A 25,305-nucleotide genomic window follows, 5' to 3' on the forward strand; every position below is an offset into this window, starting at 1 on the left:
GCTCAGGACTCCTGGGTGACGGAGACGAGCACGTCGTCCCCTTCGATCTTTACGGGGTAAACGGGGACCGGCCGGGTCGCGGGCGGACCGGAGGGCTTGCCGGTCCGCAGGTCGAAGCTGGAGCCGTGCAGCCAGCACTCGATCCGGCAGTCCTCGACCTCGCCCTCCGAGAGCGACACGTTGGCGTGCGAGCAGATGTCGTTGATCGCGAACACCTCGCCCTCGGTGCGGACCACGGAGACGGGCACCCCCGCCACCTCGATCCGCCGCGGGGTGTCCTCGGCCAGCTCGCTGAGCGAGCAGACACGCAGAAAGCTCACGCCACACCCGCCAGCTCGGCCTCGATCTTGGCCATCAGCTGGTCGTGGAGCTCGGCCACGCCGATCTGCTGGACCAGCTCGGCGAAGAAGCCGCGCACCACCAGGCGGCGGGCCTCCTCCTCCGGGATGCCGCGGGCCTGCAGGTAGAACAGCTGCTCGTCGTCGAACCGGCCGGTCGCCGAGGCGTGGCCGGCGCCGACGATCTCGCCGGTCTCGATCTCCAGGTTCGGGATCGAGTCCACCCGGGCGCCGTCGGTCAGCACCAGGTTGCGGTTGTGCTCGTAGGTGTCGGTGCCCTCGGCGGCGGCGCGGATCAGCACGTCGCCGACCCAGACCGCGTGCGCGTCCTGGCCCTGCAGGGCGCCCTTGTAGACCACGTTGGACCGGCAGTGCGGGGTGTCGTGGTCGATCTGCAGCCGGTGCTCCAGGTGCTGGCCGGCGTCGGCGAAGTAGAGGCCGAACAGCTCGGCCTCGCCGCCGGGGGCGGCGTAGGCGACCCGCGGGTGCAGCCGGACCAGGTCGCCGCCGAAGGTGACCACCACGGACTTGAACGAGGCGTCCCGGCCGATCAGCGCGGTGTGCTGGGCGACGTGCACCGCGTCCCGCTCCCAGTCCTGGACCGAGACGAAGGTGAGCTTGGCGCCGTCGCCGACCAGCAGCTCGACGTTGGCCGCCCGGGTGCCGCTGCCGGTGTGGTTGAGCACCACCACGGCCTCGGCGAACGGCTTGACCTCGATCACCACGTGGCCGAAGCGGACACCGCCCTCGGCGTGCACGTCGATCCTGACCGGCTCGGTCAGCACCGCGTCCTGCGGCACGGTGACCACCAGGGCCTGGTCGAAGGCGCTGAAGGCCTGCGCGGCGACCCGGTCGACCGGCTTGCCGGCCTTGCCGACCCGGGCGTCCTCCCGGCCGACCGTCTCGGCGGTGACGCCGTCCGGCAGCGCGAGGTCGGTCTTGTTCTCACCGTCGGCGGCCGCGGCGGCCGAGCCGTCGTGCAGACCGGCCAGGCGGTGCAGCGGGGTGAACCGCCAGTCCTCCTCGCGGCCGGTCGGCACCGGGAAGTCGTTCACGTCGTACGAGGGCTTGACCGTGACGCGGGCGTCGATCGGCTGCTGGACCGTCGCGCGGCCGGTACCGGGACCGGCGAGCTGTGCGCCGGCGCCGGCGGTGCCGACCTCGATCGATCCGGCGGTGGTCGAGCCGGAGGTGTTCTGCTCAGCCATGGCTGTTCGTGGTGCTCGCTTTCTTAAAGATCGAGGCAGTCTGAAAGTCTCGACGGGGAACGGTGACTGACGGAGTGTCAGCCGACCGAACCCTCCATCTGCAGCTCGATCAGCCGGTTCAGCTCCAGCGCGTACTCCATCGGCAGCTCGCGCGCGATCGGCTCGACGAAGCCGCGCACGATCATCGCCATCGCCTCGAACTCGGTCATGCCGCGGCTCATCAGGTAGAAGAGCTGGTCCTCGCTGACCTTGGAGACGGTCGCCTCGTGGCCCATCGAGACGTCGTCCTCGCGGACGTCCACGTAGGGGTAGGTGTCGGAGCGGGAGATGGTGTCCACCAGCAGCGCGTCGCAGAGCACGTTGGACTTGGCGCCCTTGGAGCCCTCGCCGATCTCGATCAGGCCGCGGTAGGAGGTGCGGCCGCCGCCCCGGGCCACCGACTTGGAGACGATGTTGGAGGAGGTGTTGGGCGCCAGGTGCACCATCTTGGCACCGGCGTCCTGGTGCTGGCCCTCGCCCGCGAAGGCGATCGACAGGGTCTCGCCCTTGGCGTGCTCGCCCATCAGGTAGACGGCCGGGTACTTCATGGTGACCTTGGAGCCGATGTTGCCGTCGACCCACTCCATGGTGGCGCCCTCGTACGCGACGGCGCGCTTGGTCACCAGGTTGTAGACGTTGTTCGACCAGTTCTGGATCGTGGTGTAGCGGCAGCGGCCGCCCTTCTTCACGATGATCTCGACCACGGCGCTGTGCAGCGAGTCCGAGGAGTAGATCGGCGCGGTGCAGCCCTCGACGTAGTGGACGTAGGCGTCCTCGTCGACGATGATCAGCGTCCGCTCGAACTGGCCCATGTTCTCGGTGTTGATCCGGAAGTAGGCCTGCAGCGGGATGTCCACGTGGACGCCCTTGGGCACGTAGATGAACGAGCCGCCGGACCAGACCGCGGTGTTCAGCGCGGCGAACTTGTTGTCGCCGGCCGGGATCACGGTGCCGAAGTACTCCTTGAAGAGCTCCGGGTGCTCCTTCAGCGCGGTGTCGGTGTCCAGGAAGAGGACGCCCTGCTGCTCCAGGTCCTCGCGGATCTGGTGGTAGACCACCTCGGACTCGTACTGCGCGGCGACACCGGCGACCAGGCGCTGCTTCTCCGCCTCCGGGATGCCCAGCTTGTCGTAGGTCGCCTTGATGTCGGCGGGCAGGTCCTCCCAGGACTCGGCCTGCTTCTCGGTGGAGCGGACGAAGTACTTGATGTTGTCGAAGTCGATGCCGGTGAGGTCCGAGCCCCAGGTGGGCATGGGCTTCTTCTCGAACAGCTTCAGACCCTTGAGCCGCAGGTTGAGCATCCACTCCGACTCGGACTTCTTCGCCGAGATGTCGCGGACGACCTCCTCGCTCAGGCCGCGCTTCGCCACAGCACCGGCTGCATCGGGGTCCGACCAGCCGTACTCATAGGTGCCCAGACCCTCGAGCTCGGGGTGCGAAACGGTGTCAGTCATGCGGGTTCCTCCGCGCGGACGGTAGCGGGTGGTTCGGTGGTCGTACCGGCAGTCGGCGCTGCACCGGTGCCCCGGCGGGGCGACGGTGCGGCACCGGGTGCCGGCACATAGGTGGTGCAGACCCCGTCGCCGTGGGCGATGGTGGCCAGTCGTTGCACGTGAGTGCCCAGGAGCTGCGAGAAGACCTCGGTCTCCGCCTCGCAGAGCTGGGGGAACTGCTCGGCGATGTGCGCGACCGGGCAGTGGTGCTGGCAGAGCTGCGCGCCCCCCGGGGCGCCGGTGGAGGCCGAGGGAGCCCGCCGCACCGTGGCAGCGTACCCGTCGGCGCTCAGCGCCTCGGCCAGCGCCTCGGCCCGGCGGTCGGCCCCGGCCTGCCGCACCGAGTCCAGGTACTTCTGGCCCTGCCGGCCGAAGCGGGCCCGGGCGAAGGCGGCGACCGCCTCCTGGCCCGCTTCGCCGCCCCCGCCCGACTCCGCGATCCAGCGCAGCGCGTCGGCGGCGAGCTGGTCGTAGGCCTGGTAGAAGGCGTCCCGGCCGGACTCGGTGAGCGCGAAGACCTTGGCCGGGCGGCCGCGGCCGCGGCTGCCGTAGACCCGCTGCTCGCGGGACTCGACCAGGCCGGCCGCGGCCAGCCCGTCGAGGTGGCGGCGGACGGCGGCGGCGGTCAGGCCGAGCCGGCCGGCCAGGTCGGCGGCCGAGGAGGGACCGTGGTCCAGGATCGAGCGGGCCACCCGGTCCCGGGTGGCCCGATGTCCGTCCAGCAGGCCGTCCCCCGGAAGCAGGGCGGCCGGGGTCGCGGGCACGGGAAACTCGGGGGCCGACTCGGCCTCCGGCTCCACGGGGTGCTCGCGCATGTTTTTCACAACACCATTGTTGCGTAATTACTTCCGACCGAACAAGCCGTGACGCACGCCTCAACGGTGGGATCCGTCACGCAGGCAAGCCTTACCTGAGGGGCCCGCGGCAGGACTCCTACACTGCCCGGTATGCATGCAGAACCCGCCGTCGAGGCAGCACCGGCCGTGGAAATCGGCGGCCTGGTCAAACGCTACGCCGGGAAAACCGCCGTGGACGGCCTGGACCTGCGGATCGGCCGCGGCGCCGTGACCGCCGTGCTCGGCCCCAACGGCGCCGGCAAGACCACCACCATCGAAACCTGCGAGGGCTACCGCCGTCCGGATGCCGGCACCGTGCGGGTGCTCGGGCTGGACCCGGTCCGGCAGGCCGCCGAGCTGCGTCCCCGGGTCGGCGTGATGCTGCAGTCGGGCGGCGTGTACCCGGGCGCCCGCGCCGTCGAAATGCTTCGGCACACCGCCAAGCTGCACGCCCACCCGCTGGACGTGGACGCGCTGGTGGAGCGGCTGGGCCTGGGCTCCTGCGGCCGCACCGCCTACCGCCGGCTCTCCGGCGGCCAGCAGCAGCGCCTGGCGCTGGCGCTGGCCGTGGTCGGCCGGCCCGAGCTGGTCTTCCTGGACGAGCCCACCGCCGGCCTGGACCCGCAGGCCCGCCGGGCCACCTGGGAGCTGGTCCGCGACCTGCGCCGGGACGGCGTCACCGTGGTGGTCACCACCCACCACATGGACGAGGCCGAGGAGCTGGCCGACCGGGTGGCGATCGTGGACCGCGGCAGGGTGATCGCCGAGGGCACCCCCGCCGAGCTCTGCCGGGACGGCGCCGAGGACAGCCTGCACTTCGAGGCCCCGGCCGGGCTGGACCTCGGCGGCCTGGTCAAGCTGCTGCCGGACGGCGCGGCGGCCACCGAGCCGGTGCCCGGCCGCTACCGGGTGCAGGCCTCGCCGGTGGACCCGCAGCTGGTCGCCCGGGTGACCGCCTGGTGCGCGGAGGCCGGCGTGCTGCCGGAGCGGCTGACGGTGCGCCGCCGCACGCTCGAAGAAGTCTTCCTGGAGCTGACCGGACGGGAGCTGCGCTCATGACCACGGTGGACTACTCGCCGAAGCCGGGCCCCGCCCCCGTCGGCCGGATGCTGCTGGCGCAGACCGCGCTGGAGACCCGGATGCTGCTGCGCAACGGCGAGCAGCTGCTGCTCACCGTGGTGATCCCGACCGTGCTGCTGGTGCTGTTCAGCGCCGTGGACGTGGTCGCGGTGACCGGCCCGGGCAAGCGGGTCGACTTCCTGGCCCCCGGCCTGCTGGCGCTGGCCGTGCTGTCCACCGCCTTCACCGGCCAGGCCATCGCCACCGGCTTCGAGCGCCGCTACGGCGTGCTCAAGCGGCTCGGCGCCACCCCGCTGCCCCGCTGGGCCCTGCTCACCGCCAAGACCGGCTGCGTGCTGGTCACCGAGGCGCTGCAGGTGGCGCTGCTCTCGGTGATCGCGCTGGCCCTCGGCTGGTCGCCGCACGGCAGCCCGTTGAGCGTGGTGCTGCTGCTGGTCCTCGGCACCGCCGCCTTCTCCGGGCTCGGCCTGCTGATGGCCGGCACCCTCAAGGCGGAGGCCACCCTGGCGGCGGCCAACCTGGTCTTCGTCCTGCTGCTGCTGGGCGGCGGCGTGATCGTGCCGCTCACCAAGTTCCCGAGCGCGGTGCGAGCGGTGCTGGACCTGCTGCCGATCAGCGCCCTCTCCGACGGCCTGCGCGCGGTGCTGCAGAACGGCGCCGGGGTGCCCTGGTCGGACCTGGGCATCCTGGCCGTCTGGTCGGTGCTCGGCCTGGCGGCGGCCGCCCGGTTCTTCCGCTGGGAGTAGCCCCGAAACACCGAGTGGGGGGGGGGGGGGGGGGGGGGGGGCCCCCCCCCCCCCCCCCCCCCCGCCCCCCCCCCAAGGGGCGCGGCGCCCCCCCCCGCGCCGCCCCCCCCCCGGCACCCCCCCCCCCCCCCAACCCACCCCCCCCACCCACCCCCCCCCCCCCCCCCCCCCCCGGCCCGCGCCCCGCCCCCCCCCCCCCCCCCCCCCCCCCCCCCCCGCTTCTCGTTCTGCTCCGCCGTTGCCTGACTGTTCCACGATCCCCGGGACCATGGTCTCCCCGGCAGCGTACGCTGAGCCTCCTGCTCCTGTGCCCTGCTTCGTTCTCCCGGGATTGCTGAAGCCGCTTAGGCGGGATGGCCGTGAAGAAGCTCGCCTTCTACTCCCTCGCCCTGGTCGCATGCCTGCTCGCCGCATTCCTCCTCCGAGGCTCCACCTGGGGAGACCTCGCCACCGGTGGCGTCGCGACCCTGCTCCTCCCGCTCTTCGACAGCCTCCTCTCCAGCCGCCTCCGGATCAGGCACCGCTGGTACTCCCTCCGTTACGCCACCTCCGACATCCGGGTCTCCGCCGCCTACCTCTTCAGGATCAAGGTCGACGACCGCTACCTCCTGATCAGGAGCAACCGGGCCCCGCACTTCCAGCCCGTCGGCGGCGTCTACAAGGCCTCCCGCGACGGGAAGGCGTTCCTGGCCGCCATCGGAGCCCGCGATGACGACCTGATCCCCATCGACACCGAGAGCGCGTCCGACCTCCGGATACGGATCAAGGGCTCGCAGTTGCCGAGGTTCTACGACTGGTTCGACGCCCGAAAAGGGCGCGAGGACTCCCCGTGGCGCGAGTTCCACGAGGAGCTGATCGAGCCCGGAATCCTCTCGCCCGCCGACTTCCCCTACGTCTTCCACGACTACCTCGGCCGCGAGGTCGACCGCATCCGCCACAGCCGCCACGCCGACTCCCTCGAAATCCTCATCGCCGACGTCTACGACCTCCTCCCGACCGCCCGCCAGGAAGCCGCCCTCCGCACCCTCCTCGCCTCCCACGGCCCCACCGTGGCCTGGGCCACCGCCGACACCATCCGCCGGCGCGGCGCCGTCCCCGGCGGGCAGCAGACCATCGACATCGCGCAGCACGCCATCCGGGTGATCTAGCGTCAGGACCCCGTTCGAAAGCCGGCCGAGCGCGTCAGGAAGCCGTCAACGCGCCGCCCGCGCGCCCGTCCGTCCGCTTGGCTGGCCCCGAGGGCCGGCGAAGGCCCGCGGACGGAGGGTCTGGGATGGCTGGGCGGCAGCGGGTCGTCGTCGGGGTGAGCGGGTCGCTGGGGAGTCTGACGGCGCTGCACCGTGCGGCCGGGCTGGCGCGGGAGAGCGGGGCGGAGCTCAAGGCGGTGCTGGTGTGGACGCCGCCGGGCGGGGAGTACAGCTTTCGGCGGGCGCCCTGTCCGCCGCTGCTGACGGCCTGCCGGGAGGCCGCCGTCGAGCGGCTGCGGGAGGCGATGGCGCAGGCGTTCCCGGTCGGGCTCGCCGATGTGGAGCTGAGCTGCGTCGCGGTGCGCGGGGAGCCCGGGTCGGCGCTGGTGGCGACTGCCGACCGGGCGGAGGACGTGCTGGTGGTGGGCGCCGGCGGGCGGCGCTGGTGGCGGTGGCCGCGGCCGGCGGTGGCCGGGTACTGCGTGAAGCACGCCGAGTGCGCGGTGCTGACGGTGCCGCAGCTTGCGTTGCAGCGGCAGCTGGACCTGCTGCCGGGGCGCTGAGCGGTGCGGCTGTACCGGGTGCGCCCCGGTGGGCGGTGGTTCCGGCCGCAGCGGCGGCGGCTGGCGGTGTCGGCGGCCGGCGCGCTGGCGGTGCCCGCCGGGGCGCTGCTGGCCGCCGGGCTGGCGCTGGCGGGGGAGCTGCGGGCCGGTCCGTGGGCGCTGGGCGCCTTCGCGGTGCTCTGTGCGCTGCTCGGGGCGGCCGCCCGGCCGGGAGCGGCGCCGGTGATCGGCGGGATGGAGTGGCTGTTCTACAACGGGTTCGCCGTGCACCGGTACGCCACCGTGCTGTGGGCGGGCGCGGCGGTGGAGGGCGGCCGGCTCGCGCTGCTCGCGGGCGCGGCGCTGCTGGCGGCGCTCCCCGCGGCCTGGCCGCGCCGGCGGCCGCGGGTGGAGTGGATCCGGCTCAGCGGCTGACCTCCACCGTGACCAGGTAGGTTCGCTGGTCGGGGAGGCAGGGCTTGGCCTCGCCGCAGGCGTTTCGGGTCGCGGTGAGGTGGGCAGTCCCGGCTGCGGCGGCGCGGAAGGTGCTGCTGACGGTGCCGCAGCCCCCGCCGGGCGGGCAGGGGGAGGAGGGGGACGGGGACGAGGGGGTCAGCGGCTGCAGGACCTGGGGGGAGGAGCTGCTGACGGCGGACCAGTAGGTGCTGCCCAGCCGGAGCTCCACCTGCTGCCCCACCCGGGCGTGCACCGTGCTGCCGTTGGCGGCTTCGGTGAGCCCGAGCGGGGCCGGGGCCGCCGAGGGCGGCCCGCCGCACGCCACTGCGAGTCCCAGAAGGACTGCGATCAATCCCCTGCGCACCACACCGACCGCCTCCTTGCGTCTTCCACCAGGATGCCCCGTTACGACCGCATCAACGATCCGTCAGAGAAGCCCCTACCCGCGTATCGAACGCGTATGGGCCGCCCGGCCCCGCCACCCTCACCCGACACGATGCCGGAAGCACACCCAGCAGGAGGACCCGCGATGTCACTGACCCCCGAAGCCGCCGTCGAGGCCGCCGACCCTCCGGATACCGAGGAGGCGGCGGCACCGCACGACCGCGACCGGCTGACCGCCTTCGGCGGCCTGGCGGCCCTGTCACTGGACGCGATGGCCTCGGTGGCGTACGGCCCCGAGTCGATCGTGCTGGTGCTGGCCGCCGCCGGCAGCCACGGGCTCGGCTTCACCCTCCCGGTGACCATCGCCATCGCGGTCCTGCTCGCCGTGCTGACCGCCTCCTACCGCCAGGTGATCGCGGCCTTCCCCGACGGTGGCGGCTCCTACGCGGTGGCCAGGACCCACCTGGGCCGGCGCACCGCGCTGACCGCCGCCGCCTCCCTGGTGATCGACTACATCCTGAACGTGGCGGTCAGCGTCACGGCCGGCGTGGCCGCGCTCACCTCCGCCTTCCCCTCCCTCTACCCGGACCGGGTCTGGCTCTGCCTGGCCGTGCTGGTGCTGGTGACCGGGGTGAACCTGCGCGGCATCGCCGAGTCGGCCCGCTGGTTCATGGTGCCGACCGCCGTCTTCGTGCTGTCGATCATGGCGATCGTCGTGGTCGGCCTGTTCCGCTCGCACCCGGCCAGCACCGCCGCCGCGGCCGGCCACGCCTCGGCGCTGGCGCAGAACGCCACCGGGGTCGGCGCGCTGCTGCTGCTCAAGGCCTTCGCCTCCGGCTGCTCCGCGCTGACCGGCGTGGAGGCGGTGGCCAACGCGGTGCCGAGCTTCCGGGCGCCGCGGGCGAAGCGGGCCCAGCACACCGAGCTGGCGCTCGGCGCGCTGCTCGGCGTGATGCTGATCGGCTTGGCGGTGCTGATCGGCCGGTTCAAGCTGCAGCCGGTGGACGGCGTCACGCTGCTGGCGCAGCTGGCGGACGCCTCGCTCGGCCACGGCTTCGGCTTCTACCTGGTGCAGTTCTCCACGGTGATCCTGCTGGCGCTGGCCGCCAACACCTCCTTCGGCGGCCTGCCGGTGCTGATGCGGCTGCTGGCCCGGGACAACCACCTGCCGCACGTCTTCGCGCTGCGCGCCGACCACCAGGTGCACCGGCACGGCGTGCTCTTCCTGGCGCTGGTCTCGGCCGGGCTTCTGGTGGCCTCCGGCGGCGACGTGAACAGCCTGGTGCCGCTCTTCTCGATCGGCGTCTTCGTCGGCTTCACCATCTGCCAGGTCGGCATGGTCCGGCACTGGACGCTCTCGCGCTGCGCCGGCTGGCGCGGCAAGGCGGCGCTGAACGGCTTCGGCGCGGTGCTCACCGGGGTGGCCACCCTGGTGGTGACCGGCACCAAGTTCACCGAGGGCGCCTGGACCGTGGTGGTCGCGCTGCCGCTGCTGGTGCTGCTCTTCGAAGCGGTGCACCGGGCCTACGGGCGGATCGGCGAGCGGCTGGAGCTGGGCCGGGTGCCCGGTCCGGTGGTCCGTCAGCGCTCCACCGTGGTGGTGCCGGTGCACTCGATCACCCGGCTGACCCGGGAGGCGCTGGCCGCCGCGCTGTCGCTGGGCGACGAGGTGCTGGCGGTCACCGTGGTGCCGACCGAGCCGGACGCCGAGGACCGGCAGTCGCTGGAGGCGCTGCGCCGGGACTGGCAGCTCTGGCAGCCGGGCGTGCCGCTGGTCGAGGTGCCGGACGCGCACCGGCGGCTGGGCCGGCCGCTGGTCGGCTTCGTCAACGGCCTGTCGGCGGAGCGGGTGACGGTGCTGATCGCCGAGGTGGAGCCGGAGCACCTGTGGCAGCGGGCGCTGCAGAACCAGCGCGGCATGCTGATCGACCGGGCGCTGCGCCGACACACCGAAGCGGTGGTCTGCCGACTGCGGTTGCACATGTGACCCGAAGAGACGGTTGTGACCTCAACTTGTAAGGCACATACCGCCTCATGATCCATGAATCAGAGCTGAAACGTCACGATTGCCCTACCTGCCTGATAACGGCCCGGTATTTTGACGCGGTCTTAACGCCTGCTCTCAACGCACCCTGAACCGTCCCCTGAACGGCCCCCGCCCTCCGACGGAACCGCCCTGGCCTGCGGAAACGTCCGCCGGAGGAGCGGCGCCGGGTGCTCCGGACCCCCGCGAGTCGGCCATGGCCCATACGCCCGGGCCGCATACGCTCCCGGATGTGTTCAATGTGCCCTCGGCGCTCAAGCGCCTCGTGATCGGCAGGGCCATGCGGAGCGAGGAGCTGGGCGAGACCCTGCTCCCCAAGCGCCTGGCCCTGCCGATCTTCGCGTCCGACCCGCTCTCCTCGGTGGCCTACGCCACCGAGGAGATCCTGCTGGTGCTCACCGTCGGCGGCACCGCCTTCCTCTACCTGACTCCGTGGGTCGCCCTCGGCGTCGTGGTGCTGATGGCCGTCGTGGTGCTCTCCTACCGCCAGGTCGTGCACGCCTACCCGGGCGGCGGCGGCTCCTACGAGGTGGTGACCCGCAACCTCGGCGACCGGGCCGGCCTGGTGGTGGCCGCCTCGCTGATGGTCGACTACGTGATGACCGTCGCGGTGTCGGTGGCCTCCGGCGTGGACAACATCATCTCGGCCTTCCCGGCCCTGGGGGACCTCCGGGTCGTGATGGCCTGCGCCTTCGTGGCGATCCTGGCCGCGATGAACCTGCGCGGCGTGCGCGAGTCCGGCAAGGCCTTCGCCGCGCCGACCTACCTCTTCATCTTCGGCATCCTGCTGATGGTGGTGACCGGCTTCATCAAGATGGCCTTCGGCCACGCCCCGGTCGCCTCCAGCGCCAAGTACGCGATCCTGCCGACCGACGGCAACGGCACGCTGGCCGGCATCGCGCTGATCATGCTCGGTCTCAAGGCCTTCGCCTCCGGCTGCACCGCGCTGACCGGCGTCGAGGCGATCTCCAACGGCGTGCCGGCCTTCCGCACCCCGAAGTCGAAGAACGCCGCCACCACCATGGCCTGGATGGGCGCCACCGCCGTGGTGATGTTCATCGGCATCACCACGCTGGCCCTGGTCGCCAAGGTGCACAAGACCACGGACACCTGCCAGCTGGCCGGCTACCCGGGCGACTGCCACACCGCCTCGCAGCCCACCGTGATCGCCCAGCTGGCCTCGTCGATCTTCGGCGGCGACCACAGCCCGCTCTTCTACTTCATCCAGGCCGCCACCGCGCTGGTGCTGATCCTGGCCGCCAACACCGCCTTCAACGGGTTCCCGCTGCTCGGCTCGATCCTGGCCCAGCACCGCTACCTGCCCCGGCAGTTCCACACCCGCGGCGACCGGCTGGCGTTCTCCAACGGCATCATCGCGCTGGCCGTGGTGAACATCCTGCTGCTCTGGTTCTACAAGGCCAACGTCAACAACCTGATCCACCTCTACATCCTGGGCGTCTTCACCTCCTTCACGCTCTCCCAGATCGGCATGGTCCGACACTGGAACGAGGTGCTGGGCACCGAGACCGACGCCAAGGCGCGGGCCGGCGCGCAGCGCTCCCGGGTGATCAACGCCTTCGGCGCCTGCACCACCGGCCTGGTCCTGGTGATCGTGATGGCCACCAAGTTCCTGGAGGGCGCCTGGCTGGCGGTGCTCGCGGCGGGCGTGCTCTTCATGATGATGCGCGGCATCCGCAAGCACTACGACTCGGTCGCCGAGGAGCTGACCGTGGACGACCCGCAGGCGGAGTCGGTCCGCCCGTCCAAGGTGCGCGGCATCGTGCTGGTCTCCAAGCTGCACAAGCCGACCCTGCGGGCGCTGGGCTACGCGGAGGCGTTCCGCCCGGACACCCTGGAGGCGGTCAGCGTCGCGGTGGAGAAGGAGGACGTCGACGAGCTCAGGCGGCAGTGGGTGGAGTTCGACGTCCGGGTGCCGCTCAAGGTGCTGGACTCGCCCTACCGCGAGATCACCAGGCCGGTGGTCGCCTACGTCCGCTCGGTGCGCCGGACCAGCCCGCGGGACGCGGTCGCGGTCTTCATCCCGGAGTACGTGGTCGGCCACTGGTGGGAGCACCTGCTGCACAACCAGTCGGCGCTCTGGCTGAAGAGCCGGCTGCTCTTCACGCCCGGCGTGATGGTGATCAGCGTGCCCTGGCAGCTCTCCTCGGCGCCCAAGGCCGACCGCCCGGCCCGCCGCGGCCCCGGCGCGGTGCGCCGCGGCGAGCCGGCCGGCCACGGCCCCGGCAACGGCAAGCGGGACCCGATCGGGGCCCCCGAGAACGTCTGACGCGGCATCAGCCGACGGGCCCCGGGCACTGCGCCCGGGGCCCGTCGGCGTCCGCGTGCCCGCCGGCAGGTGCTTAACGGCCGGATCACGGGGGCGTCAGGGCGGCGCTAAGGCCCGTAAGGAGGGCGTCAACAAGCCGGAAGCACCCGTATGGAGGGCGTCAACAAACGCGGAAGAGGGGCGAACGGGCGATTTGCTACTGGAGCCGGTGGTCCTGCCGGCGTCGTGCGGAGCCCTGGGGCCGCCCACGGCAACGTCCTGGAGCAACTGGTGGAGCTCATGCTCGATCTCGTCTTCGTCGGTCTCACGGTCCTCGTGTTCGCCGTCCTCGCTCTGATCGCCAAGGGGGTGGAGAAGCTGTGAGCGCGGAGAACATCGCAGGCCTCGTCATCGCTGTCGCGCTCATCGGCTATCTCGTCGTGGCGCTGATCTACCCGGAGAAGTTCTGACATGAGCTCCACTCTCGCCGGGTGGCTGCAGGTCCTCGCCCTCGTGGGTGCCCTGGCCCTGTGCTACCGCCCCCTGGGCGATTACATCGCCCATCTATTGACGTCCGCCAAGCACCTGAGAGTCGAGCGCGGCATCTACAAGGTGGTCGGCGTCGATGGCGACGCCGACCAGCGCTGGCCCGCCTACCTGCGCTCGGTGCTGGCCTTCTCGGCCGTGTCGGTGCTCTTCCTCTACGGCCTGCAGCGCCTGCAGAACCACCTGCTGCTGGACCTGGGCAACAAGCCGGTCGCCCCGCACGGCGCCTGGAACACCGCGATCTCCTTCGTGACCAACACGAACTGGCAGGACTACGGCGGCGAGTCCACCATGGGCCACCTGGTCCAGATGTCCGGCCTGGCGGTGCAGAACTTCGTCTCCGCCGCGGTGGGCATCGCGGTGGTCGCCACGCTGATCCGCGGCTTCACCCGCTCCAGGACGGACCGGGTCGGCAACTTCTGGGTGGACCTGACCCGGATCAACCTGCGCCTGCTGCTGCCGCTGTCGATCGTCTTCGCGCTGGTCCTGGTGGCCAACGGCGTGGTCCAGAACTTCCACGGCTTCCACGACCTGACCACCCTGGGCGGCGACACCCAGTCGATCCCGGGCGGCCCGGCGGCCTCCCAGGAAGTGATCAAGGAGCTGGGCACCAACGGCGGCGGCTTCTTCAACGCCAACTCCGCGCACCCGTTCGAGAACCCGACCGGCTTCACCAACTGGCTGGAGATCTTCCTGCTGCTGGTGATCTCCTTCGCGCTGCCGCGCACCTTCGGCAGGATGGTCGGCGACAACCGGCAGGGCTACGCGATCGTCTCGGTGATGGGCCTGTTCTGGGTCGCCTCCGCGGCCGCGCTGACCTTCTTCGAGACCCACCCGGCCGGCCAGGCGCTCAAGGCGGCCGGCGCGGCGATGGAGGGCAAGGAGAACCGCTTCGGCCTGTGGGGCTCGGCGCTGTTCGCCTCCTCCACCACCCTGACCTCCACCGGTGCGGTGGACGCGGCGCACGACTCGCTCACCCCGGGCGGCGGCGGTGTGACGATCTTCGACATGATGCTCGGCGAGATCGCGCCCGGCGGCACCGGCTCGGGCCTGTACGGGATGCTGGTGCTGGCGATCGTGGCGGTCTTCGTGGCCGGCCTGATGGTCGGGCGCACCCCCGAGTACCTGGGCAAGAAGCTGGGCGGGCGGGAGATGAAGTTCGCCTCGCTCTACATCCTCACCACCCCGGCCATCGTGCTGATCGGCACCGGCACGGCGATCGCGCTGGGCGGCGAGCGGGCCAACATGGGCAACACCGGCGCGCACGGCTTCTCCGAGGTGCTCTACGCCTTCACCTCCGGCGCCAACAACAACGGCTCGGCGTTCGGCGGTCTGACCGTCACCTCGACCTGGTGGGACACCGCACTGGGCCTGGCCATGGTCTTCGGACGGTTCCTGCCGATGGTCTTCGTGCTGGCGCTGGCCGGCTCGCTCGCCCGGCAGCAGCCGGTCCCGGCGTCTGCGGGCACCCTGCCCACCCACAAGCCGCTCTTCGTCGGTCTGCTCTCGGGCGTCGTCCTGATCGTCGTCGGCCTCACCTACTTCCCGGCCCTGGCTCTGGGGCCGATCGCGGAAGGTCTGCACTGATGTCCACCACTGTCACTCCCGCTCCGGCCGACCCGGGGACGGCCGCCCCGCACAGAGCCTCCAGCGGCCTGCTCGATCCCAAGCTGATCTGGAAGTCGCTGCCCGACGCGGTGAAGAAGCTCGACCCCCGGGTGATGGTCAAGAACCCGGTGATGTTCGTGGTCGAGGTCGGCTCGGTGGTCACCACCGTCTCGGCGATCGGCAAGCCCTCGGTCTTCGCCTGGGCGATCACCGTCTGGCTCTGGCTGACCACGATCTTCGCCAACCTGGCCGAGGCCGTCGCCGAGGGCCGCGGCAAGGCCCAGGCCGACACCCTGCGCAAGGCCAAGACCGAGTCGGTGGCCCGCCGCCTGGTCAACTGGCCCGCGAGCAACGACGAGGAGGAGGTGCCCGGCACCGCGCTGCGCCTGGGCGACCACGTGGTGGTCGAGGCCGGCCAGGTCATCCCCGGCGACGGCGACGTCGTCGAGGGCGTCGCCTCGGTCGACGAGTCGGCGATCACCGGCGAGTCCGCCCCGGTGATCCGCGAGTCCGGCGGCGACCGCTCGGCCGTCACCGGCGGCACCAAGGTGCTCTCCGACAGGATCGTGGTGAGGATCGCCACCGAGCCCGGCAAGTCCTTCATCGACCGGATGATCGCCCTGGTCGAGGGCGCGGCCCGGCAGAAGACCCCCAACGAGATCGCGCTCAACATCCTGCTGGCCTCGCTGACCATCGTCTTCCTGGTCGCGGTGGTCACCCTGCAGCCGATGGCGCAGTACGCGGGTGCCCCGCAGTCGATGATCGTGCTGGTCGCGCTGATCGTGGCGCTGATCCCGACCACCATCGGCGCGCTGCTCTCGGCGATCGGCATCGCCGGCATGGACCGCCTGGTGCAGCGCAACGTGCTCGCCATGTCGGGCCGCGCCGTCGAGGCGGCCGGCGACGTCAACACCCTGCTGCTGGACAAGACCGGCACCATCACCCTGGGCAACCGCCAGGCCGCCGAGTTCCTGCCCGCCGCCGGTGTGACCAAGGACGAGCTCGCGGACGCCGCCCAGCTCTCCAGCCTCGCGGACGAGACCCCCGAGGGCCGCTCCATCGTCGTCCTGGCCAAGACCGACTACGGCCTGCGGGCCCGCGAGCAGGGCGAGCTCACCCACGCCACCTGGGTGCCGTTCACGGCCCAGACCCGGATGTCGGGTGTCGACCTGGCGGAGTCCGACGGGCTGCACCAGGTCCGCAAGGGCGCGGCCGGCTCGGTCGCCAACTGGGTCACCGACAACGGCGGCACGGTCGGCGCCGACGTCGCCGAGCTGGTCGACGGAATCTCCGCCGCCGGCGGCACCCCGCTGGTGGTCGCCACCAAGGCCGGCGACGCGCCCGCCCGGGTCCTTGGGGTGATCTACCTCAAGGACGTGGTCAAGGAGGGCATGAAGGAGCGCTTCGACGAGCTGCGCCGGATGGGCATCAAGACCATCATGATCACGGGCGACAACCCGCTGACCGCCCGGGCGATCGCGGAGGAGGCCGGCGTCGACGACTTCCTGGCCGAGGCCACGCCCGAGGACAAGATGGCCCTGATCAAGAAGGAGCAGGAGGGCGGCAAGCTGGTCGCGATGACCGGCGACGGCACCAACGACGCCCCCGCCCTCGCCCAGGCCGACGTCGGTGTGGCGATGAACACCGGCACCATGGCGGCCAAGGAGGCCGGCAACATGGTCGACCTGGACTCCAACCCCACCAAGCTGATCGAGATCGTCGAGATCGGCAAGCAACTCCTCATCACCCGAGGCGCGTTGACGACCTTCTCGATCGCCAACGACGTGGCCAAGTACTTCGCGATCATCCCCGCGATGTTCGCCAGCGTGTACCCCGGCCTGAAGCACCTCAACATCATGGGCCTGCACAGCCCGACCTCGGCGATCACCTCGGCGATCATCTTCAACGCGCTGGTCATCATCGGGCTCATCCCGCTGGCCCTGCGTGGCGTGAAGTACCGCCCGGCCAACGCCAGTTCGCTGCTCGCCCGGAACATCGGCATCTACGGAATCGGCGGCCTGATCGTGCCGTTCATCGGAATCAAGGCGATCGACCTGATCGTCCAGTTCATCCCCGGCCTGCGCTGAGCAGCGGAAGGAGGAAGCCCCAGATGTCCAAGCCCCTGCCCGCCTCGGTGCGCACCCACTGGACCGCACTGCGGATGCTGCTGGTGATGACGGTGATCCTCGGCATCGCCTACCCGCTGCTGGTCACCGGGATCAGCCAGCTGGCCTTCGCCGACAAGGCCAACGGCTCGGTGGTCAAGACCGCCGACGGCAAGGAGATCGGGTCCAGCCTGCTGGGCCAGAACTACAACCTGCCGAAGAAGGCCCCTTCTGGTTCGACTACGGGGAACGACCCCAACGAGCAGGCCCAGCCCGACCCGCAGTGGTTCCAGCCCCGCCCCTCCGCGGCCGGCTACGACCCGCACGGCTCGGCCGCCAGCAACCTCGGCCCCAACGACGACGGCCTGAAGAAGACCATCGACGACCGCCGCGCCGCGATCGCCGCCTTCGACGGCGTCGACCCGGCCAGCGTGCCGGCCGACGCGGTCACCGCCTCCGGCTCCGGCCTCGACCCGCACATCTCGGTGGCCTACGCCAAGGAGCAGGTCGGCCGGGTCGCCGCCAAGCGCGGCGTCGGCGCCGACCAGCTCGACAAGCTGATCGACAAGTACACCGACGGCCGCTCGCTGGGCTTCCTCGGAAACCCCGGCGTCAACGTCGTCCTGCTCAACAAGGCTGTCAGCGAGCTCAAGTGACAGACAGCCAGAAGAGGTGACGAGGACCGGTCCGCACGCGGGCCGGTCCCGTCACGTCTCCAGCCCGCCCAGAGGAACCCACCAGAGGAGTGAGGAAGTCCCCATGGCACGCGACCTCGCCGCGACCGCACCGCCCAGGCGCGGACGGCTGCGGGTGTACCTCGGCTCGGCGCCGGGCGTCGGCAAGACGTACCGGATGCTGGACGAGGCCCGGCGCAGACAGGAGCGCGGTGCCGATGTCGTGGTGGGCTACATCGAGTGCCACGGCCGCAGGCACACCGAGGGCATGCTGGCCGGCCTGGACGTCATGCCCCGGGTGCGACGCACCTACCGGGGAACCGAGTTCAGCGAGATGGACCTGGACGCCATCCTGGCCCGCCGCCCCGCCGTGGTGCTGGTGGACGAACTCGCGCACAGCAACATCCCCGGCGGGCGGCACGCCAAACGCTGGGAGGACGTCGAGGAGTTGCTGGCCGCCGGACTGGACGTGATCACCACGGTCAACATCCAGCACCTGGAGAGTCTCAACGACGTGGTCCAGAAGATCACCGGAACGCCGCAGCGGGAGACCGTGCCGGACGAGGTGGTCCGCCGGGCCGACCAGATCGAACTCGTCGACATGGCCCCGCAGGCACTGCGCCGGCGGATGGCCCACGGCAACGTCTACAAGGCCGAGAAGGTGGACGCCGCGCTCACCAACTACTTCCGGGTCGGCAATCTGACCGCCCTGCGCGAACTGGCCCTGCTCTGGGTGGCCGGCCGGGTCGACGAGGGGCTGCGCGACTACCGGGCCGAGCACAACATCGACCGGGTCTGGGAGACCCGCGAGCGGGTGGTGGTCGCCCTCACCGGCGGCCCCGAGGGCGAGACGCTGATCCGCCGCGCCGCCCGGATCGCCGACCGCACCGCCGCCGGCCAGCTGCTCGCGGTGCACGTCACCCGCAGCGACGGCCTGGCCGGCGCCTCCCCGGCCGCGCTGGCCAACCAGCGCCGGCTGGTGGAGTCGCTCGGCGGCAGCTACCACGTGGTGGTCGGCGACCACATCCCGACCGCGCTGCTCGGCTTCGCCCGGGCCAACGACGCCACCCAGCTGGTGCTCGGCACCAGCCGGCGCGGCCGCACCGCCCGCTTCCTCACCGGCCCGGGCATCGGCGAGACCACCGTGGACGCCTCCGAGGACATCGACGTCCACATGGTGACCCACGAGTTCACCGGCCGTGGCCGGCTGCTGCCCTCGCTCGGCCGGCGCTACTCCCCGCGGCGCACCGTGGCCGGCTTCGCCGCCGGGCTGGCCCTGCCGTTCGCCCTGACGGCGCTGCTCTCCACCCTGCACCACTCGCTCAACCTGACCACCGACGCGCTGCTCTTCCAGCTCGGCGTGGTCGCCGTGGCGCTGCTCGGCGGGGCCGCCTCCGCGCTGGTCGCCTCGCTGATCGCCTCGCTGCTGCTGAACTACTACTTCATCCCGCCGGTGCACACCTTCACCATCGGCGAGCCCAACAACGTGATCGCGCTGGTGGTCTTCGCGGTGGTCGCGCTGACCGTCTCCACCGTGGTGGACCGGGCCTCCCGGCAGACCGGGCGGGCCGCCCGGGCCACCGCCGAGGCCGAGACCCTCTCCACCCTGGCCGGCACCGTGCTGCGCAGCCGGGAGAACGACGCCTCGGCCATCCCCATCCTGCTGGAGCACTCCCGCAACGCCTTCGGCCTGGACTCGGTCGCCCTGCTCTCCCGGGAGCAGCGCGAGGTGCTGGCCCGCAGCGACGCCTCCGGCCCGCCCGCCGCCGAGGCCGAGACCACCGAGGTGCCGGTGGGCGCCGACGCGCTGCTGATCCTCACCGGCCGCCGGCTGCCCGCCGACCAGCAGCGGATGCTGACCGCCTTCGCCGCCCATGTGGCGGCCGCCCTGGAGCGCGACCGGCTGGCCGCGGTGGCCGCCGAGGTGGAGCCGATCAAGGCCGCCGACAAGATGCGCACCGCGCTGCTCGCCGCGGTCAGCCACGACCTGCGCACCCCGCTGGCGGCCGCGCTGGCCTCGGTCGGCTCGCTGCGCAGCCCGGACGTCGAGTTCTCCCCGGAGGACGTCTCCGAACTGCTGGCCACCGCCGACGAGTCGCTGCTCAAGCTGACCAGGCTGGTGGACAACCTGCTGGACATGAGCCGGCTGCAGGCCGGCGCGCTCACCCTGCACCTGGCCGCGGTCCACCTGGACGAGGTGCTGCCCCGCGCGCTCGACTCGCTCTCCCCTCCGCCATCCGCCACCGCCCCCGACGCAGACGCTCCGCGCCGCCCCTCCTGGACGGACGCCCCGGTGCAGCCGCTGGACCTGGAGACCGCCCCGCCTGTGCTGGCCGACCCGCCGCTGCTGGAGCGGGTACTGGCCAACGTGATCACCAATGCGCTGCGGCACAACGCCCCCGGCGCCCCGGTGCTGGTCAGCGCGAGCGCCTACCCCCGGCCCGAGCCCGGCGGCCCGCCCGCCCGGCTGGTGCAGATCCGGATCGCCGACCGCGGCCCGGGCATCCCGACCGCAGACCGGGAGCGGGTCTTCCTGCCCTTCCAGCGGCTCGGCGACACCGACAACACCACCGGGGTGGGCCTGGGCCTGGCCCTCTCCCGCGGCCTGGCGGAGGCCATGGGCGGCACCCTGGAGGTGGAGGACACCCCCGGCGGCGGCACCACCATGCTGCTCACCCTGCCCGCGGCGCCGCAGGAGTCGGAGGACGTCCGGTGAGCCAGATCCTCATCGTGGACGACGAGCCGCAGCTGCTGCGCGCACTGCGGATCAACCTGAGGGCCCGTCAGTACCAGGTGGCCACCGCCGACACCGCGGCCGCCGCGCTGGACGCCGCCGACCGCAGTCGGCCGGACGCCGTGCTGCTCGACCTCGGCCTGCCGGACCTGGACGGGGTGCAGGTGATCCACCGGCTGCGGGACCGCGGCCAGGTGCCGATCATCGTGCTCTCCGGCCGCAGCGGCGCCGACGACAAGATCCAGGCGCTGGACGCCGGCGCCGACGACTACGTCACCAAGCCGTTCCTGATGGACGAGCTGTTCGCCCGGCTGCGCGCGGTGCTGCGCCGGCCCGGGGCCAGCCTCCCGATCGCCCAGGCGGTGATCGGCGACCACGTGGTGGACCTGACGGCCGGCACGGTCACCCGGGCAGCCGGCCCCGGCGCGGCCGGCCCCGCCCAGCTGCGGCTCACCCCGACCGAGTGGAAGATCCTCACCATGCTGCTGGCCAGCCCCGGCCGGCTGCTGCCGGGGCCGCAGATCCTGCGCGCCGTCTGGGGCCCCGGCCACGAGGAGCGCGGCAACTACCTGCGGGTCTACCTGGCCGGACTGCGCCGCAAGCTGGAGCGCGACCCGGCCCGCCCGCGGCACCTGATCACCGAGCCGGGGATCGGCTACCGCTACGAGCCCTGACCCCGCGCCGGCCCGGCGTCAACGAACCGTCAAGACCGTGCTCAGCGGCGCCAAGGGGGCGTCAAGAGGGCCGATCACCGATCGGCGCAGGTCTACGTTCGAGCCCTGCGGCAGCGGCTCCGGACGGGAAGCGGAGCCGGGCCGCGAACGGGGGAGGACGCGCGGCGATGGCAGTCGAAGAGAGAACGGCGACCGTACCGGGGGAGGATCCGTCGTGGGGGACGGATCCGGGTACCGCGCAGGGCTCGGCTTCGCCGCGCGTCCCACGGCCCGCCGGCCGCCCGGCACGGCTGCGCGGCGCCGCCCACTGGACCACCCCGCGCCGGGTCCGGGCGCTCACCGCCCTGGCGCTGGCCGCCCTGCTCGCCTTCGCCGGGGTCACCGCGAGCGTGCTGACCGGCGCCCGGGACGCCGCCGACGAGATCGGCCACCGGGCCGCCCCGCAGGCCGTGCGGGCCGCCGACCTGTACTTCGCGCTCAGCGACATGGACGCCCAGGCGGCCAACCTGCTGCTGCTCGGCTCGGACGGCAGGTACGCCGCCCAGCGCCCTGCCGTGCTGGCCGCCTACGAGCAGCGCCGCAAGCAGGCCGACGCCGACCTGGAGCAGGCCGCCGAATCGGTCGGCGGCGCGGCCGGCGCCCGCCGGGCCGCCCAGGACGAGCTGGACGGACTCGGCCGCTACGAGGCGCTGGTGGCCCAGCTGGAGGACCAGGAGAACGCCGCGCACGCGGCCCCCGGCCAGCCGCCGGCGGACGCCCTGGCCAGCTACCGGCAGGCCACCGACCTGCTGCGGGCCACTCTGCTGCCGGGTGCCGACACGGTGGCCGCCAACAACGCCGCCACCGTGGACCACCGCTACGGCGACGAGCGGTCGGCCCTCTCGGCCGGCTACTGGGAGGTGCTGGCCGCCGGCCTGCTGGCGCTCGCCCTGCTGGCCGCGCTGCAGCGCACCCTGGCCGTCCGCTACCGCCGGCTGCTCTCCCCGCCGCTGCTGCTGGGCGGCGCGCTCACCGCCGCCGCGCTGGTCTGGGGCCTGGGGGCGGCCGCCGCGGCCGACGGCCAGCTGCACACCGCCAAGGCGAACGCCTACGACTCGGTGATCGCGCTCGGCCGGGCCCGCGCCGTGGCCTACGACTCCAACGCGGACGAGAGCCGCTGGCTGGTCGACCCGACCCGGGCCGAGCAGTACCAGCAGGCCTTCCTGACCAAGAGCCAGCAGATCGCCGGCTTCGACGCCGTCACCGCCTACCCCCGGTACCTGCCCGCGCTCAACCAGGCCACCGCCGAGCACCGGGGCAGCGCCGCCACCGTCCCGTTCCACGGCTTCCTCGGCGACGAGCTGCGCAACATCACCTTCCCCGGCGAGCAGCAGGCCGCCGACCGGGTGCTGGAGGACTACCGCACCTACCAGTCCGACGACACCACCATCCGCACCCTGCAGGGCCAGGGCCGGCTCGGCGAGGCGATCGCCTTCGACACCGGCACCGGGCGCGGCCAGTCGGACGGCGACTTCAACCAGCTCAGCGAGGACTTCGACCAGGTGATCGCGATCAACCAGTCGGCCTTCGACCGGGCCGTCGCGGACAGCGACGCGGACCTCGGCGCCGGGGCCGCCGCCGGGCTCGGGGCGCTGGCCGCCGCCGCGCTGGCGCTCACCGTGCTGGCGGTCCGGCCCCGGCTGCGCGAGTACCGCTGAGCCGCCGTCACCCGACCGCCCGTCAGTGCGGGTGCCCGGCCTGCCGGGGCAGCGCCAGCGCCACCGTGTCGGCGAACTCCCGGACCGCGCTGGTCCGGGAGACCACCCGGCCGCTGTGCACCACCAGCCGGCTGTGCCCGCCGGCCAGCGCCCCGGCCAGGCTGTCGCCGCGCACCGCCAGCAGCTCGGCCGGGTACCCGGCGTCCACCCGGACCGGGACCAGCCCCATCAGCAGCCGGGCCTGCCCGCTGACCGAGTCGTAGGCGGCCTCCGGGCTGAGCACCCCGCCCGCCGCCAGCAGGTAGGCGGCCTCCAGCGGATCGGCCCGGCCCACCGGGTTGGCCGCGTCCCGCAGCGCGCCGCTGCCCGCCGCCACCGGCAGCTGATGGTCGATCAGCTCCCGCAGCACGGCGGGGCCGAAGCCGGTCGGCGGGCCGTCCAGACCGCCGCAGCCGCCGTTCTGCGGCAGGCAGACCACCCGGGCGCCCGCCGCCCGCAGCGCCGCTCCGCCGCCCGGCGGCAGCTGGTGGCAGGGCCCGAGCGCCACCCGGGGGCGCAGCGGGCCCAGCGGCGCGGTCAGCCGGGCCAGCAGCGCCGGATCGCCGCCGGCCAGGTGCAGGTCGACCGGGCAGTCGAACTCGGCGGCCAGCTCGGCCACCAGCCGCACGAAGCCGACCGGGTCCGGGTCCAGCTCCGGGCAGCCGCCGATCGCGTCGGCGCCCAGCCGCAGCGCCTCGCGCAGCCGGTCCCGCCCGTCCGCCCCCGCCGTGCCGGTGAGCAGCCGGGGCACCGCCACCGCCTGCAGCTCGGCCAGTCCGCGCAACGCCTGCCGGGCGGTGAGCACCGCCTCCAGCCGGCGCAGCCCGTGCACGTCGCCGATCCGCACGTGGGTGCGCTGGGCGGTGGCGCCGTAGCCGAGCGAGGTGAGGGCGGCCTCGGTGACCCGGCGGACCGTGGCGCCGGGCTCCTCGGTGCCGCCCGAGGTGCCGCCCGCGCCCGCGGGCGGCGGGGAGGCGCCGGTGAAGGCGGTGTCGTGGTGGGCGTGCGGCTCGGCGGGCGCCGGCAGCAGCAGGTAGCCGGTCAGGTCGATCCGGGCGCCGGCCGCCACCACCGGGCCGGTGCCGGTGTCGGTGCCCGCGCCGGCCGGCAGGGCGGATGCGGGCAGCGGGCCGAGCCCGCCGGCGGTGCCGACGGCCTGGATCCGGTCGCCGCTGATCCGCACGTCCACCAGCCGCCCGTCCACCAGCCGGGCGCCGGCCAGCAGCAGCACCGGCCCGTGGCCCAGCGGGTTGCCGCCGCCCTGCGCGCCGGAGCCGGTCCGGTCCGGCTGAGGGTCGTCGTCGGGGGGTGCGGCGTCCGGGCTCATCGGCGGAGCTCCTCCCTGAAGATCACTGGCGGTCGAGCCTAGGCGCCGGCGGGCCGCCGACCGTGCAGACTCGCGCTGAGCGGCGGGCGGAACCGGTCGGCCGCCGTTCGAACACCGATGTGCCGGGAGGCCGTCCGTGCGACGCCGCCGACCTGGGATCCTGCCGTCGGGATACGGATTTCACCTTGGGGCGGGAACCGTGTAATCTCTTCCTCGTTCAACCGGTTCGCCCCTATAGCTCAGTCGGTAGAGCGTCTCCATGGTAAGGAGAAGGTCTGCGGTTCGATTCCGCATGGGGGCTCTGATGGAGGAGATCCACTTCGGTGGTGATCTTCCATCAAGGCGGTGTAGCTCAGTTGGTAGAGCAAGCGGCTCATAATCGCTGTGTCACCGGTTCAAGTCCGGTCACCGCTACCCCGCGTAGTCGGTCGGGAGAACAAAACCCCGATCGGCTACTCTTGTTGTGTCATCACCCCGTTGTCCAAGGAAGGCACTCCCGTGGCTGCCACCGATGTCCGCCCGAAGATCACGCTGGCTTGCGTGGAGTGCAAGGAGCGGAACTACATCACCAAGAAGAACCGGCGTAACGACCCGGACCGTCTTGAGATGAAGAAGCACTGCCCTCGCTGCAACTCGCACACCGCGCACCGCGAGACCCGCTGACCCCTTTCGAGGAGTCATCGGGCCTGGCCGTGACAGGTCTTGACTTCAGGCCGCATCCCGATTCGGGATGCGGCCTGAAGTCTTTTTCGTACTGGTATGACTGAGTTCCCGGATATGAGACTCCCGGACAACTGAGGAGCAGTTCCATGGCACTTGACCCCTCGTTCATCGGGCGGACCTACCCGCCCACCGAGCCGTACCAGGTGAGCCGGGAGAAGATCCGCGAGTTCGCGGTGGCCGTGCGTGACCTGAACCCGGCCTACCTCGACCCGGAGGCGGCCAAGGCGCTCGGCCACCCGGACGTGATCGCGCCGCCGACCTTCCCGGTGGTGCTCTCCATGCCGGCCGCCGACCAGGTGATCGAGGACCCGGAGCTGGGCCTGGACTTCAGCCGGGTGGTGCACGGGGATCAGAAGTTCGCCTACTCCCGTCCGCTGCGGGCCGGCGACCGGGTGCGGGTCGGGCTGACCATCGACAACATCAAGTCGCTGGCCGGCAACGATGTGCTGACCGTCACGGCGGAGCTGGTCGAGGAGAGCGGCGAACACCTGGTGAACGCCACCATGACCCTGGTCGCCCGGGCGGCCGCCGCGGACGAGACGAAGGGCGCGTGACCCCG

General features: G+C 72.5%; 23 protein-coding genes and 2 tRNA genes. 19 read left to right on the plus strand and 6 right to left on the minus strand.

The features are described from left to right. Positions 1–2: 2 nt before the first annotated feature. From ACFYNO_RS03650 to ACFYNO_RS03665, 4 genes are all read right to left on the minus strand, one after another. On the minus strand, positions 3–320 hold the full coding sequence (locus ACFYNO_RS03650; protein ID WP_388004636.1) for a bifunctional 3-phenylpropionate/cinnamic acid dioxygenase ferredoxin subunit: 318 nt from the start codon (positions 318–320) through the stop codon (positions 3–5). Beyond that, positions 317–1,546: a Fe-S cluster assembly protein SufD gene (gene sufD / locus ACFYNO_RS03655; protein ID WP_388004639.1), complete on the minus strand. Its 1,230-nt coding sequence runs from the start codon at positions 1,544–1,546 to the stop codon at positions 317–319. The genes ACFYNO_RS03650 and sufD overlap by 4 nt, the downstream gene beginning before the upstream one ends. Before the next feature lie 77 nt (positions 1,547–1,623). After that, positions 1,624–3,039, minus strand: a complete 1,416-nt coding sequence (gene sufB, locus ACFYNO_RS03660; protein WP_388004641.1) for a Fe-S cluster assembly protein SufB — start codon at positions 3,037–3,039, stop codon at positions 1,624–1,626. Next, on the minus strand, positions 3,036–3,893 hold the full coding sequence (locus ACFYNO_RS03665) for a helix-turn-helix transcriptional regulator (protein ID WP_388004644.1): 858 nt from the start codon (positions 3,891–3,893) through the stop codon (positions 3,036–3,038). Before ACFYNO_RS03665 ends, sufB begins: the two co-directional genes overlap by 4 nt. A 132-nt stretch (positions 3,894–4,025) precedes the next feature. Here ACFYNO_RS03665 and ACFYNO_RS03670 point away from each other — a divergent pair, with 132 nt between their 5' ends. The 5 genes from ACFYNO_RS03670 to ACFYNO_RS03690 all read left to right on the plus strand — a co-directional run bounded on the left by ACFYNO_RS03670 (position 4,026) and on the right by ACFYNO_RS03690 (position 7,904). After that, positions 4,026–4,973, plus strand: coding sequence for an ABC transporter ATP-binding protein (locus ACFYNO_RS03670; RefSeq protein WP_388004647.1), 948 nt, complete (start codon positions 4,026–4,028; stop codon positions 4,971–4,973). Next, positions 4,970–5,740 carry an ABC transporter permease gene (locus ACFYNO_RS03675; protein WP_388004650.1) on the plus strand — a complete coding sequence of 257 codons (771 nt, stop codon included), beginning with the start codon at positions 4,970–4,972 and terminating at the stop codon, positions 5,738–5,740. The genes ACFYNO_RS03670 and ACFYNO_RS03675 overlap by 4 nt, the downstream gene beginning before the upstream one ends. A gap of 359 nt (positions 5,741–6,099) precedes the next feature. Continuing rightward, positions 6,100–6,888 (plus strand): hypothetical protein, encoded by a 789-nt coding sequence (locus ACFYNO_RS03680; protein ID WP_388004653.1) that lies wholly within the window; start codon positions 6,100–6,102, stop codon positions 6,886–6,888. Positions 6,889–7,013: 125 nt separating this feature from the next. After that, entirely contained in the window at positions 7,014–7,490 is a 477-nt protein-coding gene (locus ACFYNO_RS03685) for a universal stress protein (protein WP_388004656.1), read from the plus strand. Between the two features lie 3 nt (positions 7,491–7,493). Continuing rightward, entirely contained in the window at positions 7,494–7,904 is a 411-nt protein-coding gene (locus tag ACFYNO_RS03690; protein ID WP_388004659.1) for a hypothetical protein, read from the plus strand. Here ACFYNO_RS03690 and ACFYNO_RS03695 read toward each other — a convergent pair. After that, complete coding sequence (locus ACFYNO_RS03695; RefSeq protein ID WP_388004662.1) at positions 7,894–8,277, minus strand: hypothetical protein; 384 nt, start codon at positions 8,275–8,277, stop codon at positions 7,894–7,896. The genes ACFYNO_RS03690 and ACFYNO_RS03695 overlap by 11 nt on opposite strands. A gap of 177 nt (positions 8,278–8,454) precedes the next feature. Here ACFYNO_RS03695 and ACFYNO_RS03700 point away from each other — a divergent pair, with 177 nt between their 5' ends. The 10 genes from ACFYNO_RS03700 (at position 8,455) to ACFYNO_RS03745 (ending at position 22,657) form a co-directional block, all read left to right on the plus strand. Further along, the gene (locus tag ACFYNO_RS03700) at positions 8,455–10,296 is read left to right on the plus strand and encodes an APC family permease (protein WP_388004665.1); all 1,842 of its coding nucleotides are present in this window, start codon (positions 8,455–8,457) and stop codon (positions 10,294–10,296) included. A gap of 337 nt (positions 10,297–10,633) precedes the next feature. After that, the gene (locus ACFYNO_RS03705) at positions 10,634–12,640 is read left to right on the plus strand and encodes an APC family permease (protein ID WP_388005476.1); all 2,007 of its coding nucleotides are present in this window, start codon (positions 10,634–10,636) and stop codon (positions 12,638–12,640) included. Positions 12,641–12,865: 225 nt separating this feature from the next. Further along, complete coding sequence (locus ACFYNO_RS03710) at positions 12,866–13,003, plus strand: hypothetical protein (protein WP_388004668.1); 138 nt, start codon at positions 12,866–12,868, stop codon at positions 13,001–13,003. Next, positions 13,000–13,089: a K(+)-transporting ATPase subunit F gene (gene kdpF / locus ACFYNO_RS03715; protein ID WP_388004671.1), complete on the plus strand. Its 90-nt coding sequence runs from the start codon at positions 13,000–13,002 to the stop codon at positions 13,087–13,089. Before ACFYNO_RS03710 ends, kdpF begins: the two co-directional genes overlap by 4 nt. Position 13,090: 1 nt before the next feature. After that, positions 13,091–14,752: a potassium-transporting ATPase subunit KdpA gene (gene kdpA / locus ACFYNO_RS03720; protein WP_388004674.1), complete on the plus strand. Its 1,662-nt coding sequence runs from the start codon at positions 13,091–13,093 to the stop codon at positions 14,750–14,752. Beyond that, a complete protein-coding gene (gene kdpB, locus ACFYNO_RS03725) occupies positions 14,752–16,860 on the plus strand; it encodes a potassium-transporting ATPase subunit KdpB (RefSeq protein ID WP_388004677.1) in 2,109 nt (702 codons plus the stop codon). The genes kdpA and kdpB overlap by 1 nt, the downstream gene beginning before the upstream one ends. Before the next feature lie 23 nt (positions 16,861–16,883). After that, entirely contained in the window at positions 16,884–17,534 is a 651-nt protein-coding gene (gene kdpC, locus ACFYNO_RS03730) for a K(+)-transporting ATPase subunit C (RefSeq protein WP_388004680.1), read from the plus strand. Between the two features lie 103 nt (positions 17,535–17,637). After that, positions 17,638–20,268, plus strand: coding sequence for a DUF4118 domain-containing protein (locus ACFYNO_RS03735; RefSeq protein ID WP_388004683.1), 2,631 nt, complete (start codon positions 17,638–17,640; stop codon positions 20,266–20,268). After that, positions 20,265–20,960 carry a response regulator gene (locus ACFYNO_RS03740; protein WP_388004686.1) on the plus strand — a complete coding sequence of 232 codons (696 nt, stop codon included), beginning with the start codon at positions 20,265–20,267 and terminating at the stop codon, positions 20,958–20,960. The genes ACFYNO_RS03735 and ACFYNO_RS03740 overlap by 4 nt, the downstream gene beginning before the upstream one ends. A gap of 167 nt (positions 20,961–21,127) precedes the next feature. Beyond that, entirely contained in the window at positions 21,128–22,657 is a 1,530-nt protein-coding gene (locus ACFYNO_RS03745) for a hypothetical protein (protein ID WP_388004689.1), read from the plus strand. A 22-nt stretch (positions 22,658–22,679) separates the two neighbouring features. Here the strand turns inward: ACFYNO_RS03745 and ACFYNO_RS03750 are convergent, their stop codons facing one another. Next, positions 22,680–24,023 (minus strand): hydrolase, encoded by a 1,344-nt coding sequence (locus ACFYNO_RS03750; RefSeq protein WP_388004692.1) that lies wholly within the window; start codon positions 24,021–24,023, stop codon positions 22,680–22,682. Between the two features lie 228 nt (positions 24,024–24,251). On the opposite strand from ACFYNO_RS03750, the gene ACFYNO_RS03755 reads away from it, so the two are divergent. The 4 genes from ACFYNO_RS03755 (at position 24,252) to ACFYNO_RS03770 (ending at position 25,300) form a co-directional block, all read left to right on the plus strand. Then, a tRNA-Thr gene (locus ACFYNO_RS03755) sits at positions 24,252–24,324 on the plus strand. 40 nt (positions 24,325–24,364) lie between these two features. After that, positions 24,365–24,437, plus strand: a tRNA-Met gene (locus ACFYNO_RS03760). 84 nt (positions 24,438–24,521) lie between these two features. Beyond that, positions 24,522–24,686 carry a 50S ribosomal protein L33 gene (rpmG, locus tag ACFYNO_RS03765; protein ID WP_006604855.1) on the plus strand — a complete coding sequence of 55 codons (165 nt, stop codon included), beginning with the start codon at positions 24,522–24,524 and terminating at the stop codon, positions 24,684–24,686. A gap of 146 nt (positions 24,687–24,832) precedes the next feature. Continuing rightward, positions 24,833–25,300 carry a MaoC family dehydratase N-terminal domain-containing protein gene (locus ACFYNO_RS03770; protein WP_388004695.1) on the plus strand — a complete coding sequence of 156 codons (468 nt, stop codon included), beginning with the start codon at positions 24,833–24,835 and terminating at the stop codon, positions 25,298–25,300. The last annotated feature ends 5 nt before the right edge of the window (positions 25,301–25,305 follow it).

Source organism: Kitasatospora sp. NPDC006697 (genome assembly GCF_042869935.1).
GTDB lineage: Bacteria > Actinomycetota > Actinomycetes > Streptomycetales > Streptomycetaceae > Kitasatospora.

Bases quoted from the DNA above. Each gene is read 5' to 3' on its own strand.
- sufD (WP_388004639.1), bottom strand. From the start codon at position 1,546: ATGGCTGAGCAGAACACCTCCGGCTCGACCACCGCCGGATCGATCGAG.
- sufB (WP_388004641.1), bottom strand. From the start codon at position 3,039: ATGACTGACACCGTTTCGCACCCCGAGCTCGAGGGTCTGGGCACCTAT.
- ACFYNO_RS03665 (WP_388004644.1), bottom strand. From the start codon at position 3,893: ATGCGCGAGCACCCCGTGGAGCCGGAGGCCGAGTCGGCCCCCGAGTTT.
- ACFYNO_RS03670 (WP_388004647.1), top strand. From the start codon at position 4,026: ATGCATGCAGAACCCGCCGTCGAGGCAGCACCGGCCGTGGAAATCGGC.
- ACFYNO_RS03675 (WP_388004650.1), top strand. From the start codon at position 4,970: ATGACCACGGTGGACTACTCGCCGAAGCCGGGCCCCGCCCCCGTCGGC.
- ACFYNO_RS03685 (WP_388004656.1), top strand. From the start codon at position 7,014: ATGGCTGGGCGGCAGCGGGTCGTCGTCGGGGTGAGCGGGTCGCTGGGG.
- ACFYNO_RS03700 (WP_388004665.1), top strand. From the start codon at position 8,455: ATGTCACTGACCCCCGAAGCCGCCGTCGAGGCCGCCGACCCTCCGGAT.
- ACFYNO_RS03705 (WP_388005476.1), top strand. From the start codon at position 10,634: ATGCGGAGCGAGGAGCTGGGCGAGACCCTGCTCCCCAAGCGCCTGGCC.
- kdpA (WP_388004674.1), top strand. From the start codon at position 13,091: ATGAGCTCCACTCTCGCCGGGTGGCTGCAGGTCCTCGCCCTCGTGGGT.
- kdpB (WP_388004677.1), top strand. From the start codon at position 14,752: ATGTCCACCACTGTCACTCCCGCTCCGGCCGACCCGGGGACGGCCGCC.
- kdpC (WP_388004680.1), top strand. From the start codon at position 16,884: ATGTCCAAGCCCCTGCCCGCCTCGGTGCGCACCCACTGGACCGCACTG.
- ACFYNO_RS03735 (WP_388004683.1), top strand. From the start codon at position 17,638: ATGGCACGCGACCTCGCCGCGACCGCACCGCCCAGGCGCGGACGGCTG.
- ACFYNO_RS03745 (WP_388004689.1), top strand. From the start codon at position 21,128: ATGGCAGTCGAAGAGAGAACGGCGACCGTACCGGGGGAGGATCCGTCG.
- ACFYNO_RS03750 (WP_388004692.1), bottom strand. From the start codon at position 24,023: ATGAGCCCGGACGCCGCACCCCCCGACGACGACCCTCAGCCGGACCGG.
- ACFYNO_RS03770 (WP_388004695.1), top strand. From the start codon at position 24,833: ATGGCACTTGACCCCTCGTTCATCGGGCGGACCTACCCGCCCACCGAG.